At 44.3% G+C, this 19365-nt stretch carries 17 protein-coding genes; 3 read left to right on the top strand and 14 right to left on the bottom strand.

Annotated elements, in window-relative coordinates; all coding sequences use genetic code 11:
- The first annotated feature begins 52 nt into the window (after positions 1 to 52).
- On the top strand, positions 53 to 1129 hold the full coding sequence (locus ACPYIV_RS08825) for a radical SAM protein (protein WP_425886368.1): 1077 nt from the start codon (positions 53 to 55) through the stop codon (positions 1127 to 1129).
- Positions 1126 to 2217 carry a glycosyltransferase family 4 protein gene (locus ACPYIV_RS08820; protein ID WP_425886367.1) on the top strand — a complete coding sequence of 364 codons (1092 nt, stop codon included), beginning with the start codon at positions 1126 to 1128 and terminating at the stop codon, positions 2215 to 2217. Before ACPYIV_RS08825 ends, ACPYIV_RS08820 begins: the two co-directional genes overlap by 4 nt.
- 144 nt (positions 2218 to 2361) lie before the next feature.
- Here the strand turns inward: ACPYIV_RS08820 and tnpC are convergent, their stop codons facing one another.
- From tnpC to feoB, 7 genes are all read right to left on the bottom strand, one after another.
- The gene (tnpC, locus tag ACPYIV_RS08815; protein WP_301424077.1) at positions 2362 to 4026 is read right to left on the bottom strand and encodes an IS66 family transposase; all 1665 of its coding nucleotides are present in this window, start codon (positions 4024 to 4026) and stop codon (positions 2362 to 2364) included.
- 87 nt (positions 4027 to 4113) lie between these two features.
- Complete coding sequence (gene tnpB, locus ACPYIV_RS08810; RefSeq protein ID WP_425886366.1) at positions 4114 to 4419, bottom strand: IS66 family insertion sequence element accessory protein TnpB; 306 nt, start codon at positions 4417 to 4419, stop codon at positions 4114 to 4116.
- Positions 4420 to 4476: 57 nt separating this feature from the next.
- Positions 4477 to 4821 carry an IS66 family insertion sequence element accessory protein TnpA gene (gene tnpA / locus ACPYIV_RS08805; RefSeq protein ID WP_301424079.1) on the bottom strand — a complete coding sequence of 115 codons (345 nt, stop codon included), beginning with the start codon at positions 4819 to 4821 and terminating at the stop codon, positions 4477 to 4479.
- 51 nt (positions 4822 to 4872) lie between these two features.
- Positions 4873 to 5937 carry a glycosyltransferase gene (locus tag ACPYIV_RS08800; RefSeq protein WP_425886365.1) on the bottom strand — a complete coding sequence of 355 codons (1065 nt, stop codon included), beginning with the start codon at positions 5935 to 5937 and terminating at the stop codon, positions 4873 to 4875.
- Positions 5938 to 5952: 15 nt separating this feature from the next.
- Positions 5953 to 7104: a glycosyltransferase family 4 protein gene (locus ACPYIV_RS08795; protein ID WP_300761810.1), complete on the bottom strand. Its 1152-nt coding sequence runs from the start codon at positions 7102 to 7104 to the stop codon at positions 5953 to 5955.
- Positions 7105 to 7154: 50 nt separating this feature from the next.
- Positions 7155 to 8252, bottom strand: a complete 1098-nt coding sequence (locus tag ACPYIV_RS08790) for a sialidase family protein (RefSeq protein WP_300761811.1) — start codon at positions 8250 to 8252, stop codon at positions 7155 to 7157.
- 692 nt (positions 8253 to 8944) lie between these two features.
- Positions 8945 to 11425, bottom strand: a complete 2481-nt coding sequence (gene feoB, locus ACPYIV_RS08785) for a ferrous iron transport protein B (protein WP_300761813.1) — start codon at positions 11423 to 11425, stop codon at positions 8945 to 8947.
- 101 nt (positions 11426 to 11526) lie between these two features.
- On the opposite strand from feoB, the gene ACPYIV_RS08780 reads away from it, so the two are divergent.
- Positions 11527 to 11907: a 2-amino-4-hydroxy-6-hydroxymethyldihydropteridine diphosphokinase gene (locus ACPYIV_RS08780; protein ID WP_293739569.1), complete on the top strand. Its 381-nt coding sequence runs from the start codon at positions 11527 to 11529 to the stop codon at positions 11905 to 11907.
- Here the strand turns inward: ACPYIV_RS08780 and ACPYIV_RS08775 are convergent.
- The 7 genes from ACPYIV_RS08775 to recA form a co-directional block, all read right to left on the bottom strand.
- Positions 11881 to 12918, bottom strand: a complete 1038-nt coding sequence (locus tag ACPYIV_RS08775; protein ID WP_293739570.1) for a class I SAM-dependent methyltransferase — start codon at positions 12916 to 12918, stop codon at positions 11881 to 11883. The two genes, ACPYIV_RS08780 and ACPYIV_RS08775, sit on opposite strands and share 27 nt — an antisense overlap.
- Positions 12905 to 14035: a glycosyltransferase family 1 protein gene (locus ACPYIV_RS08770; protein ID WP_425886364.1), complete on the bottom strand. Its 1131-nt coding sequence runs from the start codon at positions 14033 to 14035 to the stop codon at positions 12905 to 12907. Before ACPYIV_RS08770 ends, ACPYIV_RS08775 begins: the two co-directional genes overlap by 14 nt.
- Before the next feature lie 5 nt (positions 14036 to 14040).
- Positions 14041 to 15282, bottom strand: a complete 1242-nt coding sequence (locus ACPYIV_RS08765) for a glycosyltransferase (protein WP_425886363.1) — start codon at positions 15280 to 15282, stop codon at positions 14041 to 14043.
- Positions 15279 to 16595, bottom strand: coding sequence for a polysaccharide deacetylase family protein (locus ACPYIV_RS08760; RefSeq protein WP_425886362.1), 1317 nt, complete (start codon positions 16593 to 16595; stop codon positions 15279 to 15281). The genes ACPYIV_RS08765 and ACPYIV_RS08760 overlap by 4 nt, the downstream gene beginning before the upstream one ends.
- 14 nt (positions 16596 to 16609) lie before the next feature.
- Complete coding sequence (locus ACPYIV_RS08755; protein WP_425886360.1) at positions 16610 to 17248, bottom strand: PIG-L deacetylase family protein; 639 nt, start codon at positions 17246 to 17248, stop codon at positions 16610 to 16612.
- A 7-nt stretch (positions 17249 to 17255) separates the two neighbouring features.
- Positions 17256 to 18215 carry a GNAT family N-acetyltransferase gene (locus ACPYIV_RS08750; protein ID WP_301202007.1) on the bottom strand — a complete coding sequence of 320 codons (960 nt, stop codon included), beginning with the start codon at positions 18213 to 18215 and terminating at the stop codon, positions 17256 to 17258.
- A 106-nt stretch (positions 18216 to 18321) separates the two neighbouring features.
- The gene (gene recA / locus ACPYIV_RS08745) at positions 18322 to 19365 is read right to left on the bottom strand and encodes a recombinase RecA (protein WP_293734917.1); all 1044 of its coding nucleotides are present in this window, start codon (positions 19363 to 19365) and stop codon (positions 18322 to 18324) included.

Here is a 19365-nt window from a genome sequence, read left to right as displayed (position 1 = left end):
TAATACAGAAAATATTATCTTACGCTTTGTAAGAAAGAAACAATAAAAATAAATGACTAATCAACAAAGTAAAATACAAAGCCCTACCGATATGTGTATTATTACAACCTATCGGTGTCCTATGCAGTGTAAAATGTGTGATATTTGGCAGAATCCTACGGAGAAAAGTAAAGAAATTCAGCCAAAGGAGTTGGAACTGTTGCCAAATGTGAAGTTTGTCAATATTACAGGGGGAGAACCTTTTATTCGGGAAGACTTGGATGAGATTGTAGAAGTCCTTTTCAAAAAATCTCCACGTGTAGTTATTTCTACTTCCGGTTGGTTTGAAGACCGTGTTATCAAATTGGCTGAAAAATATCCAAAAATCGGTGTCAGGATAAGCATTGAGGGGTTATCACAAAAAAATGATGAATTGCGAGGTCGTAAAGGTGGGTTTGATAAAGGCCTAAGAACACTTCTTATGTTACGCGAAATGGGTATTAAGGATATTGGATTTGGTATAACCGTATCAAACAATAATTCTGAAGATATGCTATCCTTATACCATTTGGCCAAGCAGTTGAATTTGGAATTTGCTACGGCGGCATTCCATAATTCATACTATTTCCACAAGTATGACAATGTTATAACTAATAAGACGGAGGTTATTTCCAATTTCGAGAAACTTATTTCCTTGCAGATGCAAGAGGCATCTCCCAAATCTTGGTTCAGGGCATTTTTTAATAATGGATTGATAAATTATATTGAAGGAAACCGAAGAATGCTCCCTTGTGAGGCAGGTCTGGTTAATTTTTTTGTTGACCCTTACGGTGAAGTGTATCCATGCAATGGTCTTGAAAAAAAATATTGGAAAGAAAGTATGGGGAATATCCGGGCTGTAACTGATTTTCAGGAAATTTGGCAGAGCGAACAGGCCCAAAGAGTTAGAGAACAAGTTCGCAAATGTCCTAAGAACTGTTGGATGGTAGGTACGGCATCGCCTGTTATGAAAAAGTACATTCGCTATCCGTTACAATGGGTTGTGAAAAATAAGGTGAATAGCTTGTTGAATAAGCCTTTATGTTTAGAGAAAAAATGGTATGATGTCGGTCAAGATCCGGAACAAGGTTCTTTAAAAAGTAAGTTATGAGAATAGTGGTTGTCGGGCTAAGAGGCTTTCCTAATATACAAGGTGGAGTGGAGACACACTGTGAAGAATTATTCCCCAGAATTGCAAAGATGGGGCATGAGGTCATTGTGATTAGAAGGAGGAATTTTGTGAAAGAGAATCCTTCTCTCCTTGAATATAAAGGTGTTAAATTCAAGGATATTCCAAGCCCTTCCATATCGGGTTTGGAAGCAGTTGTTCATACCGCCTTGGGTATTCTGTATGCAAAAAAAGTACATGCAGATATTCTTCACATTCAGGCAATAGGACCTTCAATTATGATCCCTTTGGCCAGGTTGTTAGGACTCAGGGTTGTTATGACGCATCATGGTCCAGATTATGATCGGGATAAATGGGGGACATTTGCTAAATTTATACTTCGGTTAGGAGAGCGTTTTGCTGCAATTGCAGCAAAGGATATTATATCCATATCAACTGTTATTTCGGATATTTTGAAAGAAAAATATAAGCGGGTAAAACGGGTATATCTTATCTTTAATGGAATTACTTCTTTTGATGGAATCACTGATTCTACGGATTATTTGGATAGTATAAATTTGTCTCCAGGTAAATATATATTGGCTGTTGGCCGATTTGTTGAAGAAAAAAGATTTGACAAACTGATTGAGGCATATATAAAATCGCATTTAAAAAATTACAAATTAATAATCGCCGGAGATACAGATTATCCTACGGCGTATGCACATTTTCTCAAGACTTTCGCTCTTGAAAATGAAGTAATCATCCCAGGTATTGTTAAAGGAGAAAAACTGTATCAATTATATAAACATGCGGCTTTGTTTGTCCTTCCTTCTTCTCATGAAGGTTTGCCAATCACCTTATTAGAGGCAATGGCCTGCCGGCAAAAGGTATTGGTCAGTGATATTCCGGCAAATAAAGCAGTCGGTTTGCCAGAAAAGAATTATTTTAAATTGGATGATATAGAAGATATGATGTATCATATTAAGGAACTGTTGAATAATGGACAGACGAACCAGATATATGATTTATCAAAATATGATTGGGATAATATTGCCAAACAGACAGAGGCAGTCTATTTGACAATATAATCCCCATGGCAAATATCTGTAAGCATTCGGTAAACCCCGTCTCACGACGGTCTTTAAAGATATTGAGATGTCTCTTAAGAATTCCGACTTTTCTCTGAAAAAGTTCCAGTTTTTAAGAGACATCTCTTACTTTTTAGGAGATTCTTAAATGATTGCACGCTCTTTGAGCGAGTGAGGAAGCAACTCGGCCAAGTCCTTTGAGTAATCATTATCATACTCATGAACGTGGTTAAGGAAGTAGTTCATCCACTCTTTGAAGTCTACGCCTACCGCTTTGCAGCATCCCATCAGAGAGTAAATCACAGCAGCATCTTCAGCTGCTTCATGATTGCCGCAGAAGAGATAGTTCTTGCGGCCCAAAGCTACCGGGCGTACACTATTTTCGATGAGATTATTATCGGGCAGATATCGACCATCCATGGTATAACGCACCAGCTGACGTGAGTAATTCAAGAAGTAGCCGATGGCTTTTCCTATAGGGCTCTTGGGAAGCACATTGTTCTGTTCACATATACACCATTTTTCAAAAGCACGTATAATGGGATAAGCGAGTCGTTTGCGTAACTCCATGCGTTGGATGGTATCCATATTTTGATCGTCAGCCATTCGTTCTACATCATAGAGCATGCCGATTTGGGCTAACGCATGTTCTGCTCTAGCCTTATCATGGGTTAATGCTCTGTCAAAATAGCGTCTGGCATGCGCCCAACAGCACAGGGTGGTGATACCTTTAAACTTTTCCAAGATGTTATATTCAGCGTAACCATCTGTTTGTATGGCTCCTTGATAATCTTTAAAGAGTTGGATAACCACTTTTTGGCCTCTTGATCCTTCGTTATAGGAGAAGAAAATCAAATTGTTTACTACACTCCGAACCAACCATAAGTATCTTTTTACCGTTTGATGCTTCTCATTATTAATAACCGGAACTGTAGTTTCATCAGACTGAACGTAATCTGTGGCTAAAACGAGTTCTCTTAATCGATAATAAGCAGGCCGCATTAAATCTGCTACATCATGGAACCAGGATTCGATGGTTGATGGAGGTATGCTAACCCCTAATCGCTTATACATTTGGACTTGCCTGTAGAAAGGAAGATGATCTACATATTTTCCAACCATTAGGTCTGTAAGTAGCGATGCGCTTGCGTAACTTTTGGCAATGGGTTCATTCTGTACAGGAGCGGTCAGTATCTCCTTCGTGTCTTTGCGCATACCTTTGTGGCGGATAGTCACTCGAACATATAATTCAGCAGGATTAAACTCCAAGTGTTCAGATGTCTCAGTATCATCAAACAGTACCCATTCATCTTCATGCCCTTTGTAACCATCAGGATAGATATGTTCTTCTACACGAGGAAGGCTTTCAGGTAACTTCTGCCGAACAGGGACTCGCTTTTCGTGCTCTTTGACTGTTACTTTTTTGTAGTCGGTAATCTCTTCAATGGCCTTTCGAGCGGTTTCCTCCTCTTCAGGCGTCATCTCAAGTTGTTCAAAGTCAAGTTTGAGTTGATTCGGATCATCGGGGATTCGTCGTTTTTCCGACATGGCTCCCCACATCTTCCGTTCCAGATAGAGAAGTTTCTGTTCCAGTTGGGCGATAAGATTGTCTTTATCTTCAATCGTTTTATCTCGTTTCTGGAGAGCTTCCTCTTTTTCTGCCAGCTTAGCCTCGTACGTAGCCTTCATTTTCTTTGCATCGCTCAATTCCTTCAGCTGTTGTTCTGCTTTAGTAGCACGACGATATTCTGCATCGCGGTCGCGAAGCAGCTGGTCAATGAGGGTTTGTTGATTCGGGTTTTCTGACATCTTTTAGTTCTTTATTTATGGTGTAAAGATACGAAAATCAGGCATTTTCACATGCTTTGTGATGCCAAAAAGTCACAATAAACACTACTATTTCTTAGGGTTCCAACGGCTGCATCGCTTAACATCTGAAGTTGATATTCCTTGCACAATCATCATCAAGTCAGACCACTTTATATTTCTTGAGGTAGCTGTATCATCCGAGTCTATTTCGGGAAGTTTAAAGGCTCCTCTCTCAAGTTTCATATTATAGATAACCAAGCCCCCATATTCAGCATGAAGGATCTTTAAACCGGTTAATGATTTATTGATGAAGATGTAAGCTTCTCCATCCTGAACGTCCATACCCATGTGATTGGTTACGATACCACTTAGTGAATAGAAACTTTTGCGCATATCCGTGGGATATGGGTATAGGAAGAATCGGTTTGAGTCATTTAGATTAAACATAGACTACTGGCATAAAAGGATTAAGGAGCGGAGCATCTCAAGCGGCATGTCGCTATTCACTCGAAGGGTCACACCATTTTGGTATACTATTTCACAAGCGGCATTGTTCTCCATCTTCACTTCTGGAATGATGGTGGTGCCCATAGTGATTTTTCCATTTTGACGGTTCATCTGTACCGGTACAAATCCATTGCTTTGCGGTAACAATGACTCTGTAAGCTTTTTACGCCAATAGTAGAATTTACTTTCTTCAAAACCTGTATTACCACAATAGTCGCGAATGGAAAGGCCAGTAGATTTCCAATCCTCATGAATCTTTTTGAATTCATCTAAAGTTAAGTTCTTCATATCTTTCACGTTTTATAATTTGCGCACAAAGGTATGAAGAACTATATTGGCCTATAATACGCGGTTTGCTGAATGCTTACAAATATCTAAGTGTTTCTTTAAAAACTCAGCTATCTGTCTTCCCATTGCGTGTCGAGAGAAATTTTCCAAATACATTTTTCTTGCATTTTCGCCTATTTCATTTCGTTTCCTATCATCTGATAGAAACTCAGATATCTGTTGTGCAAATAAATCAATATCTTTTGCGATTGCAACACCGTTATATCCATCTTTTATATACATTTCTTGCAGTGTGCTTGGCGTTGTAACAATAGTGGTCTTTTTCAACATCATGCTATTAAGTAAGACGGTGTCTCCGGAGCATATAGTCCCATCGTTAATCGGGATTATGACCAAATCAGCATTGGCAATCCAAGGAAATTGTTGATCTCCTGTGATATCGTTTCTTAAGATAACATTTTTTGGTAATTCCCTTTTGGGCATATAGGTATCGCTAATGATGATTAATCTGTGTTTTTCTAGTTGGGGTGTATCCCAAACTGACAGCAGAAAATCAAAATCCCTGTTTGAGCGTCCAATGGTCAGACTGTAATCGGAACAATTAACCTTTGATTGTTTCCAGTGATCAAATAAGTCGGGAACTCCAAAACCTCTTACGATGAATTTACTTTTATCAATCCCAAGCTCTTCACTACAGCTTTCAACATAGTTATAGCTTGGCACATGCATAAAATCCAAATAGATGTTGTCTACGCAGAATTTCATGTATTTATAGTAAATGGAACCTAAGAATCCTTTCTTTCTTTTGTAAGTGAAATTCAGTGCAACGATTTTAGTGTGTTTCTTGACTTTAAACAGTCGGCAATAGAAAGCCATGTTCAAGGCATAAAATTGTTGCCATCCCAATAACAGATCGCATTTTTCCTTACTTAAAAAGAACATTAAGGGGGCTATAAAGTATTTGATATAGCGCAATATATTGATAAGTTTATTTTTTTGTCCATAATCACTGCGTGCAACTTTGATTGTACAATTTTCTCCCAAAACAGATGAGATGGCTTCTGAAAAGGTTTGTACTTCTTCTTTCTCACAATCAACAAATAAAATACATTTCATACTTATAATTACTTATTATGAATTGGATTTCAATAATTTATCAAATAAATTCTCCCATTGTCCCATGACATGTTTAACAGAATAGCGCATGATGTTCAATCGGGCTTTTTCTCCCATCCGACAACGTAGAGACTCGTCATCCATAAGAAGAGACAACTTTTCGGATAAGGCTTGAATATCGCCAACCGGTACAATAAAGCCGTCTTCTCCCTGCGATATGATTTCTGAAGGACCACAAGGGGTTGCGAAGCTTATACATGGCAAACCGCATGCCATTGCTTCCGGAAGAACCATAGGAAAGCCTTCGGAGCGGGAACTCATTACATATATGGAGGCATTCAAATATTTGTCAGCAATATCGCGTGTTGGTGGAAAAATATGTACGGAATCGTCAATTGCATATTGCTGGATAATTGATCGTAATTTGGCATAGTCTTCTCCTTCCCCATAGATGACAAGTTGCCAGTCCGGATGCTTTTGAACCACTTGATTCCAGGCATCCAACAGCATATCATATCCCTTTAGTACTGTCAGTCGTCCTACGCTGATTACTTGTTTGTTCAGGTTGGTGGAACTTTTTTCGGGTACAAAAGAGATTGCATTGGTGATTACATATAGGTTTCGGATATTTTTCCAATTTTTCGCGTCTTCTTTTGTTAATACTACAAACGCATCATAATGGTTGATAAAGGATTGTTTACGCCATTCTTTCGTTAAAGCAAACCATTTTTTATATGTGGGAGCTCCATTATATTTGAGTTCAATAGCACGCGAATAGTGAGAAAAATGATATTGCAAGATTTTTAGGCTTCCATCCTTTAGCGAGTGAAGAAAAGAGAGTTCATGATCAAATAAGGAGATTGTAAAATCAGGTCGCAATACATGTAAGAGCTCATTTAACTTACGTTTGTGTTTCCTTCCTTTCCGTATTCGATTCCATATTTTCACTGGAGACATGGAGTTGTCAACTTCCTCATAACATATATTGAGATTATGGAAATTAATTTTGTCTGAGAATTCAAAGGCCGGCTTTTCTCGTTGAGGAATTTCAGTTGTCACAACATGTACTTCATGTCCATGTTCTGCAAAGTGATTTGCTTGAATAGAGAGCGTTCGTTCAGTTCCTCCGGCTCGTGAATGATCGGAAATACAATATACAATTTTCATGCTACGATAATTTAAATAGAATTGTGTATCTTATTTTTTGACATATCTGCTTAATATTTCGTATACACTAATTTTAAGCTGCCCAATCCCATTTTTTCTTTTTCGGCTATGCTATATAAGATAAGTAATTCATTTGCTGATAAAAACTCAATAGCAGGATAACAAGCCGAATATCCTTTTTTATTTTCCAATATAGATTTGTTTTTCCATGTCTGACCTTCATCTATGGAAGCTGCAAAACATAGAGGCATCCGCTCTTGGCTGCTCATATTCCAAACAGCGATTAGAGCATCATTGTATGGGTTTCTGGCAATTGAAGCAGGAGACAGTGGCGATTGGAGAGTACTGGCTGTAACTTTACTCCAAGAATGCCCTTCATCTTTTGAGTACGAATAATATTGCCATCCCCCGTTTGTTCTGATATACATCAATATATTCCCATTAAGTAATTCAATGATTCCTGGCTCTTGAAAAATCAATTGGCTTTGGGTAGAAGGAACAGGCTTACCTTGCTTCCAGGTTTTGCCTAAATCATCGGAATAGTAACAATAGATTGTACCGTCTCCTTGAAATTCTCCATTTTTAAAAGAATGTTTGGAGACAGGGATTATAATTCTTCCTGTAGATAATTGAATTGCCCGGCTATTATTCATTACGAAATATCCGCTTTGGGGCTTAATACATGCGATTGGTTCTGACCAGGTCTCAGCGTTATCATTGGAAAACCTGACAACAGGATAACAATCAGTATTGCTGTTTTTTATAAGGTAAAACAAGGCTATTGTATTGTTGTTTAACTTCAGCAGAGAAGCCGACATGACATTTAAACTATTTTCCCGGTTTATAAATTCAACTTCATCAGACCAACTTTTTCCTCTGTCAGTCGAAATGCGTTTGACTAATGTAGCCGGGCTATGATCATAATAATTTCCATGAAATTTTGTGTAAACTAATAAAAGGAGATCTTCTCTGATTTGTATAATGTCTCCTTCGCTTCTTCTTGGTATGTCTAATGAAGATTTGATAAATAGAGATTCTGATTTAAATGCATAGGTTAAAATTTCTTCCTCTATGTCTTCTGAAGAACAGCTCATAAAACAAAAAACAAGGATGAAACAAATCCAACTGGAATTTATATTTTTAGTCATATTGAACCTCTAATTATTGTTTTGTAAAGATATAAAATTACTCTATATAAATCTCATGTTGATATTGCTTTAATATATTTTATTTTTTATTTTTTCGATATTACGGTAACTACTCAGCTCCTTGTTTATGCCTTTTACATTGCCGGTTTTAAATGTATTGCAACATTGGCACCTATCCGAATATCATCTTTTAAACATGCTTTTTTATCATTCTCAAGAAGTTTGTCTTGCGAGGCAATGATGTGTTTGCTTATGACATCTGTCCTGGGGTTTCCTGTGACAATGGTAGGGGCAGGACCGAATATGATATTGTTCCCGCATTTTTTCATGGCTATTTAAAAAAGCGGAAATAATATGATGTCCTTGATGAACTCTATCGCATGGGATAGTCTTTCTATGATTCGAACAGTTTTAATATGCATCTTTGTTTTTTTTGTTAAATTGTTATGTCGGATCTAATGATTTGTTTAAATATCGAGTTCTCTTTTAAATAAACCGTATTCACATCTTTTGCACTGTGTGAACCCCGTCTTTCTTTTTGATATCCTTTAGCGCGCACCCCGTGCATCCTTGGCAAGGGTCGTTTGCCTTAGGAGGATGCATCAGGAAATTATATATTTTTCTTCCTATGTAGAAGATGACGATAAGGCCGATGATGATGACTATTACTTCCTGCCACATAAGCGATGTTGTTAACTAAATAGATTTATAAAGAAATGTCCCGTTTGGTAGACCACGCACGAGACGATCCAGGCGAGTACGCAGGTATAAATGATCACGAATAGACCCCACTTCCAGGAACCGGATTCGTGGACGATAGCCGAGATCGTTGCGATACAGGGGAAATAGATCAGGACAAAGAGCATGAAACTCAGTGCTATCAAGGGCGTGAAGACCGGTTCTCCCTCTGCATTCTTATCCTGTTTCAGCCGTTCGGTCAGGACCTGGCTGTCGTCGGACTCTCCCGTGTATAAGACGCTCAACGTACTGACGACGACTTCTTTGGCGGCCATGCCGGTCAGCAGGCTGACACTCATCTTCCAGTCGAAACCCAGGGGATGGAGTGCCGGTTGTATCGCTTGTCCGATACGGCCGATATAAGATTCCTGCTGGTGTTCCATCGATTTCAGGCGTTCCAGTTCGGCGATGGCTTCGGCTTTATCTTCCGGGTTCGTATCGGACTGTTCCACTTCGGCGATCTGTTTGTCAAAGACATCCCCCTTTTCCGAGTGGCGGGGGAAATAGCCTAAGAACCAGATGATGATGGAAGCGACCAGGATGACACCTCCCATCTTGTGCAGATATTGCTTGGCCTTTTCCCACATGTGGATCGTGATCGACTTTCCGGTCGGCATACGGTAGGGGGGAAGCTCCATCACGAAAGGCACATCTTCGTCGTTGAAAAGGAAACGTTTGAACAGACGCGCCATCAGGACGGCAAGCAGGATGCCCGAAGCATAGAGGATCAGCATGACTGTTCCGGCCGTCTGCGGGAAGAAAGCGCCTGTCAGCAGGACATATACCGGAAGGCGGGCGCTGCAACTCATCAACGGGTTGACCAGCATGGTGATCATCCGGCTGTTGCGGCTTTCGATCGTGCGTGACGCCATGATGGCGGGCACGTTGCAACCGAATCCCATCACAAGCGGAATGAACGATTTTCCGTGCAGCCCCATCTTGTGCATGATCTTATCCATGATGAAAGCGGCGCGTGCCATATAGCCGGAATCTTCCATAAAGGAGATAAAGGCATACAGTATCAAGATATTGGGCAGGAACACGATAACGCCTCCCACGCCTCCGATGATACCGTCGACCAGCAGGTCTTTCAGCGGGCCTTCGCTCATGTTGATACGCACGAACTCTCCGATCCAGCCTACGAATGACTCGATCCATTCCATCGGATATTCTCCCAGCCGGAAGGTCGCTTCGAACATAAGCCACATGAAGAGGATAAAGATCGGGAAGCCCAGCACTTTATGGGTTACGAACAGATCGATGATCTGCGTGCTCGTCGCTTCTTTTATTTTGTTTTGCTCATACGTTTCACGCAGTGCACCGGAGATGAAACCGTAGCGGGCGTTGGTGAAGGCTGTCTCGCAATCCTCTTGCAGGAGCGTTTCGATTTGGGCGGCATTGCGGTCGCGTTCCTGGATAACCGCTTCGGAGCCGGGCATCGACTTTACGAACGACTCTACTTCCGGATCGCCTTCGAGCAATTTGATGGCGAAGTAGCGTTTTGAAAGGCTTTTAGGCACGTTCCCGTTCAGCTTCAAAGCGTGCCTTACCGGATAAATGGCTTTTTCCAATACTTCGCCATAGTTGATATGGATATGGCGGAGCACGGGATCTTCCTCTTCGTACACTTTTATGACGCGGTTGAAAAGGTCTTCGATACCGAAACCGGTTTTGCTGATGGTCGGGACAATCGGCGTACCGATCATCCTCGAGAGCGAGTTGTGGTCGAACTTGTTGCCGTGCCGTTCCAGTTCGTCGTACATATTGAGGGCGATAACCATACGTACGTCCATGTCGATCAACTGGCAGGTCAGGTAGAGGTTGCGTTCCAGGTTGGATGCGTCGACCACGTTGATCACGACGTCCGGCTGTTCTTCATTGAGATGCTTGCGGACGTAGAGTTCTTCAGGGGTGTAGGCCGATAACGAATAGGTTCCCGGTAGGTCCACGATCTTGAAGGTATAACCGTTCTGATGGAATGTGCCGGCTTTGGCGTCGACAGTCACACCGCTGTAGTTACCGACATGTTCGTGTGCGCCGGATGCGAAATTGAATAAAGATGTTTTACCGCAATTGGGATTCCCGACCAACGCGACGTTGATGGTTTTGCCTTTGTGCATGGCCATCGCCTGCAAGCTCTTGCCTGAAGGTTGGATATAGGAGTCTACCGGGCGGTTCTCCGGTTGCCCGGCGTTGGCTTCTGCAAATTCGGCCGCACTGACAACTTCTATCATTTGCGCGTCGTTTCGTCTCAGTGAAACGTCGTAACCCATTACACGATAGTGTATAGGGTCTTTAAGCGGCGCGTTTTGGATCACATCGACCTCTTTCCCTCTGATAAATCCCATTTCGATAATGCGTTTGCGGAAGGCTCCGCGTCCCATTACCTTTACTATAACCCCTTTTTCGCCTGTGCGAAGTTCTGATAGTCTCATCTTTTTTTAATCTTGCGCAAAGGTAGCATGAAATGGTAATATGGTCAATACCGTATTGTAGGTATTTTTTGTTAGTTTTGCTGCGGCAAAGGCTTTAAGATATGACTATGCGAAACAAGGTTATATTATGTTTGGGATCTAATTCGGACTGCGAGGCGAATCTGAAGTCGGCAGCCGGTCTGCTGCGCACCTATTTCAGCTCGATCCGGTTTTCCGAGGCGGTCTATACGGAGCCGGTAGGTTTGCCTGGTTCAGGCTTATTCCTGAACCAGGTGGCTGTTGCCGGTACGGATGCTTCGCCTGAGGAGGTGAGGCAGGCTTTGAAAAACATGGAAAAACAATTGGGCCGCACGCCGGACAGCAAACAGAAGGGGCGGATTCCGATCGATATAGACCTGCTCCTCTGGAACGGTGTGGTCCTGAAACCCGCCGATTGGGAAAAGGAGTATGTGCAACTACTTTTCCGTTCTGTTGCGGACTGAAGCAATGATGAGGAACGGGGATATGCGGACTCCCCAAGTTCCGGTGTTGAAAATAATGTAATTGGCTATTTTAGCAAGCCATTTCTTTAGTTTGTTCTTTGTGGAAGTGTTATATAATCCACAGTGTATGCGTAATATGCCATCTTCTTCATCCGACATGTGGTAACAATATTCCTTAAGGGGGAGGATGCGTTCCATATAATTACCGTTTTCCGGGTCACAGGTGTTATGTTTGTCCTTGTAGCCGGTCAATGTGGCGGCTCCTGTTCCCTCCCAGTTGTGGGATTGGATGAAATACCGGATGTCTGCATAGTTCATTCCACGGGTAAGGGACGCATATTTATGGGCTTCGCTTTCCTCCATCTCCGGATGGATCTGTTTGATGAACTCCAGTCTTTTTGTGTAATAGTTAGGGGTGCAGGCATTCCCTTTTTCGTATGCATCCATTTCTTTCCTGAGTTTTCTGCATTTCCAGAAATTCATAGGGTTGGAACCGGTCGTGAAAACCAAACCCAGATTTTGATTGAGTGAAGATATGTCTGCAAAGAAGTGGCGGAGGTTATAAATATGTTCGATCACATCAAGTCCGATGATGAGATGCGGCTTGACTTTATTCGTTCGGCACCAGGAGACTAGCTCTGGCGAATCGCCACATATAATGGCATCCGGTCCGATTCCGTACGTTTTGCTCAATTCCTCTACTGTCTTGACTGAGTTTGGGTTCCGGTCAATGTAAATGACTTTGTGGATACCGAACATTTTCAAAAAGATACTGAAAAAGCCACATCCACCTCCATAGTCAACCACGATAAGTTCTTCTTTTTTCAAAGGTTTGATCTTTTCCCCAACGATCCGGGCGTGATTGTATATCTTGATATAATAGCTGGATGCCGATTTCAAGTTGGCTATATATTGTTTGTTATAGTCGCTGATCGGCAGTTTGTCAAAATCGTATTCAAATAATTGTTTCTCGAAATTCGTCAGGAATTCGTATAATTTATCTTTTTCCATAAATGATGTTGTTTAGGCGTTCGCCTTGATGTTGGTTTGAATAAGTCGGATAAAGGCTGTTGCGACGTTTCCCGATCAGCTCCGGGTCCATATCGGCCTGCATCAATTCCCGGCAGATGCGGATCATTTCGTCCGGCGTGTCGGCGATATGGCAAAGCTGGTCAAGTCCGCTGCCTGCCACCATCAGTCGGTTGACCACCGTATGGCGTCCGGCGAAGAGGCTGTTCAGCAGCTTCAGTTTCAACCCGGTCGCCTGGAATGTGATCAGGACGTGTATCTGGGCGTCGTGTATCAATTGGTTCATCCGTTCTTCTGACGGGTTGGCTTCGATACGGATATTCGGGTACGGAGCCGCCGCTTTCGATAAAGAGACGGGCGGGTTCATGCCCGCGATGATGCAGCGGCAATCCAGTTGGCCGAACACGTTCCGGATCAGGAAAAGGGCGGCCTGCGTATTCTCGATCACGGACAATTTACCATGATAGAGGATGAAACCGGAGGAACCCGGCTTTACCGTAATCCGGTCGTTGGTGTGGAAGCATGGCATAAATTCGACCGGCTTGCCGGGGAATTGGCGTCGGAGGTAATCGGCGTCGGTTGTCGACACGGCGATAATCAGGTCTGCATGTTCCAATACCTTCTGATAGTGTTTGAAACGCCAGGCTTCTATCCGAAAGAAACATTTCCGGATAGGATGGCTCTCCGCCTGTGACAGGTGGAAATAGTAGTCATGTTCGATATTCGCTTCCCGGTAAATTTTTTTCCGGTTTTTCAGTCGCGGATCGTTTATGTAGTAGCAGCAATGGAGTCCTTCGAACAGGATCGGATAATCGTTTTTCAGCAGATTGGCGATCAGTTCCGGATGTTTGCGGCTGTACACGTTGTAAGGCAGCAGGGTCAGGTTGGTACGCAATCCCGTATGCCGCTTGTAGTAATATACCTTTTCGCAGATGGCTTCCAGTTCGGGCGAATGCTCGCGTTCGTATTCGAAACAGTGCAGGATGATCTTTACGCCGCACTGGTGCAGAGCCTTCATCTTATAATACACATCGATGACCCCACCGTAGTTGGCGGGCCAGGGAATATTGAAAGCTATGATGTTCAGGTATCTTTCCATGTCTGTCATTTGCTGTTTAACCGGCTAAAGATACGCATAAATTGTTCAGCTTGTTTTCTACGGGAGAAACGTTCCACCGCTTCCTTATCCGTATCAACATGCGTGTACCCGTTCCCCTGCCAGAACTGGTAATGGTGCAGGATAAAGCGATAGGCCTCTTCTGCCGTGCGGGCTGCCAGGCCGGAACGGGTTTCCCGGATGGTGGCTTCGAGGCAACTTTCGTCGCTCTTTACGCAGAGTAAGGGCTTTTCGACAGCCATCGATTCGAATAGCTTGGTAGTCATAAATCCTTTGGGTCCGTCGGATGCGAAAGTGTTGGCTAATTGCAGCAGGATGGAACTGCGGTTCAACACGCCGGGAATATCGGAGGCGGGAACATAACCGAAAAAATCCATATACCGGGCAACCGGGTAAGCGGCTGCCGCTTGCATGATGAGCGCTTTTGACTCGGCGTCGACATACCATTGGATGCGAAACCGCTCCGGGGCGATACGTTTTTCACGGTCCAACCGGCTGACGGCTTCGAAAAGCAGCCGGGGGTCACGTGTCGCCAGGCTGATCAAGCGTCCGGTATAGGTGATGACGAATTGGGAGGTACGGTGTTGTTCGGGATAAAAGAGCTCCGGATCGTAACCGTTGTAGACCAGCTCCGTATGGGAATTATATGCTTTGAGCTTTTCTGCGTGCCAGGGGGAGATGGTCGTGACCTGATCAGCTTTTCTTAGGGCATTGTTCCTGTCCCGTAACAGTTTATGACGGAATGCCGCCGTGATCTTCCTATCCAGCCAGGGGAAGGTGCGGAAGTTATGGGCGATATATTCGTTGGAAGCATATTGTTCGATAATATCCCGCAGGTCGATTACTAACGGCAGGTGGTGTTTCTCTGCTACATACCGGGCGGCCGGCAGGGGGAAAGCCCGGTACGAACTGCACAGGATGCCGGTATAGCCTCCTTCTTCGAGCAAGCGGGAGGCGGCTTTTGCCATCTTCTTATCTTTATAATGGAAAAAGAAATCGAGTATGAATATGCATATCCACTCTAACTTTTGCGGGATTTTCCCTTTGAAACGAAAGAAATTTACATATGTGACAGGCGTTTCTCCCTTCAGGAAAGAGAAGGTGTTGTCATCGATCTGCTCAGTGACGACGACAGGTTCCCATCCGGCCCGCTTCATGTATTTGCATAAATAGCCCATTCGCGGTCCGAATGCTGGTGGAAACATATCACATAATATTAGTATTTTCATGCTTTTATCAATTCTTCAATGATGGCGGCGAATAGTTTTCGCTGCCAGTCGACAGATACATTCGGCTTGATCCGGGTAGTGATGGAGTCGTTATGCCAGAGCAACACCAGTTCGCCGTTGGCACGCGCCACCTGTTTGGCCAGTTGCATCGAGTAGGCCAGCGCTTCCTCGTAGCCGAGGTTCATATAAACCGGTTCGTTGAGGCTGCACTCCATGATCGTCAGCGGATGGAGGACGAGCGACGAGATGCGTTTGTTCTCCGGGTTAATCCAGTGTACCGGTCGGGAAGTGCCGAGGCGGAAACCGGCAACGTCCGGATAGCCCATCGTGAAATCGTCTGTTATCCCTGCCTTTTCCAGCCACGCCATATCTTCCGGTTCGCGTGAGGTCAGGTAATGATGGCGGTTATAGAGAACCGGTTTGCCGGTTTGTTTCTCCAGCAGTTCTTTCTCCGTGGAGATGAGTGCCGGGGTTTTACCTGCATCGTAACTGGAATGGAGTCCGATCCGTGCATTTTCGGTTTTACAAAGGAGCAATAGTTCTTGTAAATCTCTTGAATGCAGCTTGTAAAAGGGCTTGTCGTAGGCGGATGATCCGCCCGACTTGAGAAAGAACAGGGATTCACAACGGTCTTTTCCTATAGCCGCCTTTAATTCGTTTCGTTGTTCCAGCAGCCAGGGGAATGTGTAGAACGGATCTTCCTGTAACGGGCCGCTGAACATTTTCCAGGCTTGCATCAGTCCCATGCCTCTGACCGTTTCCCGTATCAGGTTGCGGAAGGTCCGGCAATAGAAAGGGGCATCCACATCGTGTGTCAGCCATACTTTTTGTATGCGCGGGATCGGTTCGACGGCCGACTGTACACGTGCTTGGCGTAACCATCGGCGCAGCAATCTTCCGTATTCGTCGACAACCGGACGGTGGATGAATCCTGCTTTGCAGGGCAGGGACTCTTTTCCGGGAAAGCGGCCGTGAATGTCCCGCACGTTTCGTTTCCGTATTTCTTCATATCGTGTCAACAGGAAATAGGCGCTGGCGATGATATCGGCATGCACCACCCAGGTATCGCCCAGCCATTCTACTTTGGAAGAACCGAAAAGCAAGGGTACGCCTTCTATCTCTTCCAACGGCAGTTTGGGCATGGATCCGGCTGTCCCGTAAACTTCATCCCGAAAGAAAGGGGAGGGGATGATGACTACGCGATAGCGGGAGAATTTGTTCGGGTCCGATGTGTAACCTACAAGGCTGCTTATCGCACCGGCTTTTTCTCCTCCTATCAGGAATTTGATGATATAAGAAATAATGGCTTTCATACTGTTTTACGGCTTTACAGGAACAGACGGACCACCTCGAATGCTTCTGCAAAAGGACAGCCGGCTTGTACGCCACGTGTTTTTGCCAGTGAAAAGATGAACTCTTCGGATAGGTAGTCGCGTGCTCCTTGTGATTCGTATGCTTTCAATGCTTCGACCTTAGCCTGAATGTGTTCCCTGTTTAGTTCGACGAAGCATTGCGTATTAAACGTCAGATTGTTCCAGATCAGCTCGTAACCCAGTAATGTAGTGTTTTTGAAAGCCCGTAGACCTTCCTGGGCGATTGTCGTATGGTCCTGGTGGATGTCGTGCAGGCTTGGAATGAAGACCAGGTCGAAGTTGTTCGCCTTTTTGAGGCGGATCAGTTCTTCCAATATCTCCTGCCGGACGTATCCGAGCTTACGGACTTCGTAATTGTAGATGATGAGGTTTTCCGGCAATATCCCCAATTGGGCGGTAGCCTTCTTGACTTCCGTCTTCAGGATATCTTTCGGGAAACCTTCGGGTACGGACTGCTGGGCAGTGGAAAAAGCGACATAAGTTACTTTCTTTCCCAGTTCGATGAGTTTGCTTATGGTTCCTCCTAACCCTAATTCCCCGTCATCCGTATGGGGAGCCAAGACCAATATATTATTATAACTGTTCAGTATCATAAATTGTCTATCTGTTTATTATCCTTCCTATTTTTAGACAGGCTCTATTTAATAAACTTAATTTTCCTCTGGTTATTGTGAAGAAGGGGGTTTGAATTGCACCGAATTCGCGGAAAAAGCGTTCGACTCCCGGAATCATGGAACCTTCGAAGTCGAATACGTTCGTGAATTGCGAAACGTAACGGATGCATTCCCATAAGATCAAGCTGTGCGCACCGGACTCCCGTAGAGCCGGATCACCTCCACCGGCCAGATACCAGGCGGAACTTTCTTGCCAGACGATAAAGGCGACTGCATGCAAACGCCCTTGTTCGTCATAGCCGCCCCATAAATCCCCCTGGTTCCGTTTGCGGCAGATGTCGATCAGTTTGACCAGGATCTCCGTATCTTCTTTGTTTATGACCTGCTGACGTTCGAATGTCTGTGCCTGCACCTGCAAGAACTCTTCGATAGAAATTCCTTTTTTTACCGTGATGTGGTATTTGTCCCTGGCTTTAGTGATGTTCCGGCGGATGTTGGAACTCATGTTTTCCAGGATCGCATCTGTGTCTCGAATATCTTTCAGCAGATAGGTGTAGCGTGTTGTCTGCCGGTAACCTTCCCAGTAAAAAGGCAGCCAGTCGGTGATTCCGTAATGGAAATTTTGCAGGAAATGCGAATAGGGTTTAAGCGCGTTTAACAGTTGCTTGCATAAGGCTTGCCGGCGACCTAATGCTTTGGTGTATTTGGTATCGCCGGATTCCGGTGCGAACCAGGGACCCATTGTTTGTGTGTAAGAGGGCATCGAGATAATTCCCTGCCGGGGTATGTAGAGGGGCATTGCTGCCGTAACTCTCTCTCTTTCTTCAACCAGTAAGACTTCCCATTTATCTTTGCCACAAACCGTATCGAGCCACCAGTCACGGGAAAAGATGGGAATACTTGTTTCTGTGTTACAAAGCAAATGGTATTTGTCTTTCATGTTCATGAATGATTTAAGTTTTGCAAGATGGTGATTTATCGGTGGGTTTAACAGCTGTAAGCCCGGCAATACTCAGCCCAGGGCATGGACCCTGGGTTGAGGTAAACTGATTTTATCCTTTTAACGCTTCAAATATCAGGCCGGACAGTTCGTCTGCCAGTTCGGGATTGTCAGCAACGCATTGTTTGGCTGCATCACGTCCCTGTCCCAGCTTGGTGTCGTTGTAGCTGTACCAAGAGCCGCTTTTTTTGATGATGTTCAGTTCTGCACCCAGGTCGATGATTTCACCGGCTTTGGAGATGCCTTCGCCGAACATGATGTCGAACTCTGCCTTGCGGAAAGGAGGGGCTACCTTGTTCTTGACTACTTTAACGCGGACCTGGTTACCTTTTATCTCGTCGCCGTCTTTCAACTTGCCGATGCTTCGGATATCCAGACGTACGGAAGCATAGAATTTCAGGGCGTTACCACCGGTAGTCGTTTCGGGGTTGCCGAACATTACACCGATCTTGTCGCGTAACTGGTTGATGAATATACAAGTCGTGTTTGTCTTGTTGATTGCTGCCGTCAACTTACGGAGCGCCTGAGACATCAAACGTGCTTGCAATCCCATTTTGCTGTCTCCCATGTCGCCTTCGATTTCGGCTTTAGGAGTCAAAGCTGCAACCGAGTCTATTACGACAATGTCGACGGCGGACGAACGGATCAGCTGCTCGGCAATTTCCAGCGCTTGCTCGCCATTATCCGGCTGGGAGATCCAGAGGTTCTCGACATCTACTCCCAACTTCTCTGCATAGAAACGGTCGAAAGCATGTTCCGCATCGATAAATGCAGCGATACCACCGGCCTTCTGCGCTTCGGCGATTGCATGGATCGCCAGAGTTGTCTTACCGGACGATTCCGGTCCGTAGATTTCGATCACACGTCCTTTGGGGTAACCGCCAACGCCCAATGCAGCGTTCAGGGCGATGGAGCCTGTCGGGATCACTTCGATATTTTCAACGCTTTCGTCGCCCAGCTTCATGATCGAACCTTTTCCGTAGCTCTTTTCAATCTTGTCCATTGCTGCACGGAGCGCTTTTAACTTGTCTGCGTTTACAGCCGGTTTCTCGGCTGCAGGCTGCTTGCCTTCTTCGAATAAATCTTCTTTTGCCAT

Source organism: Parabacteroides vesiculifaciens (assembly GCF_049860805.1).
Taxonomy (GTDB): Bacteria; Bacteroidota; Bacteroidia; order Bacteroidales; family Tannerellaceae; genus Parabacteroides.
The sequence above is the reverse complement of the archived record's forward strand: the minus strand, read 5'-3'. Positions and strand labels throughout refer to the sequence as shown.

Bases quoted from the DNA above. Each gene is read 5' to 3' on its own strand.
- ACPYIV_RS08780 (WP_293739569.1), top strand. From the start codon at position 11,527: ATGACTATGCGAAACAAGGTTATATTATGTTTGGGATCTAATTCGGAC.
- feoB (WP_300761813.1), bottom strand. From the start codon at position 11,425: ATGAGACTATCAGAACTTCGCACAGGCGAAAAAGGGGTTATAGTAAAG.
- ACPYIV_RS08750 (WP_301202007.1), bottom strand. From the start codon at position 18,215: ATGAACATGAAAGACAAATACCATTTGCTTTGTAACACAGAAACAAGT.
- ACPYIV_RS08795 (WP_300761810.1), bottom strand. From the start codon at position 7,104: ATGAAAATTGTATATTGTATTTCCGATCATTCACGAGCCGGAGGAACT.
- ACPYIV_RS08825 (WP_425886368.1), top strand. From the start codon at position 53: ATGACTAATCAACAAAGTAAAATACAAAGCCCTACCGATATGTGTATT.
- tnpA (WP_301424079.1), bottom strand. From the start codon at position 4,821: ATGAAGAACTTAACTTTAGATGAATTCAAAAAGATTCATGAGGATTGG.
- ACPYIV_RS08770 (WP_425886364.1), bottom strand. From the start codon at position 14,035: ATGGAAAGATACCTGAACATCATAGCTTTCAATATTCCCTGGCCCGCC.
- recA (WP_293734917.1), bottom strand. From the start codon at position 19,365: ATGGCAAAAGAAGATTTATTCGAAGAAGGCAAGCAGCCTGCAGCCGAG.
- ACPYIV_RS08820 (WP_425886367.1), top strand. From the start codon at position 1,126: ATGAGAATAGTGGTTGTCGGGCTAAGAGGCTTTCCTAATATACAAGGT.
- tnpC (WP_301424077.1), bottom strand. From the start codon at position 4,026: ATGTCAGAAAACCCGAATCAACAAACCCTCATTGACCAGCTGCTTCGC.
- ACPYIV_RS08755 (WP_425886360.1), bottom strand. From the start codon at position 17,248: ATGATACTGAACAGTTATAATAATATATTGGTCTTGGCTCCCCATACG.
- ACPYIV_RS08790 (WP_300761811.1), bottom strand. From the start codon at position 8,252: ATGACTAAAAATATAAATTCCAGTTGGATTTGTTTCATCCTTGTTTTT.
- tnpB (WP_425886366.1), bottom strand. From the start codon at position 4,419: ATGCGCAAAAGTTTCTATTCACTAAGTGGTATCGTAACCAATCACATG.
- ACPYIV_RS08775 (WP_293739570.1), bottom strand. From the start codon at position 12,918: ATGGAAAAAGATAAATTATACGAATTCCTGACGAATTTCGAGAAACAA.
- ACPYIV_RS08765 (WP_425886363.1), bottom strand. From the start codon at position 15,282: ATGAAAATACTAATATTATGTGATATGTTTCCACCAGCATTCGGACCG.
- ACPYIV_RS08800 (WP_425886365.1), bottom strand. From the start codon at position 5,937: ATGAAATGTATTTTATTTGTTGATTGTGAGAAAGAAGAAGTACAAACC.
- ACPYIV_RS08760 (WP_425886362.1), bottom strand. From the start codon at position 16,595: ATGAAAGCCATTATTTCTTATATCATCAAATTCCTGATAGGAGGAGAA.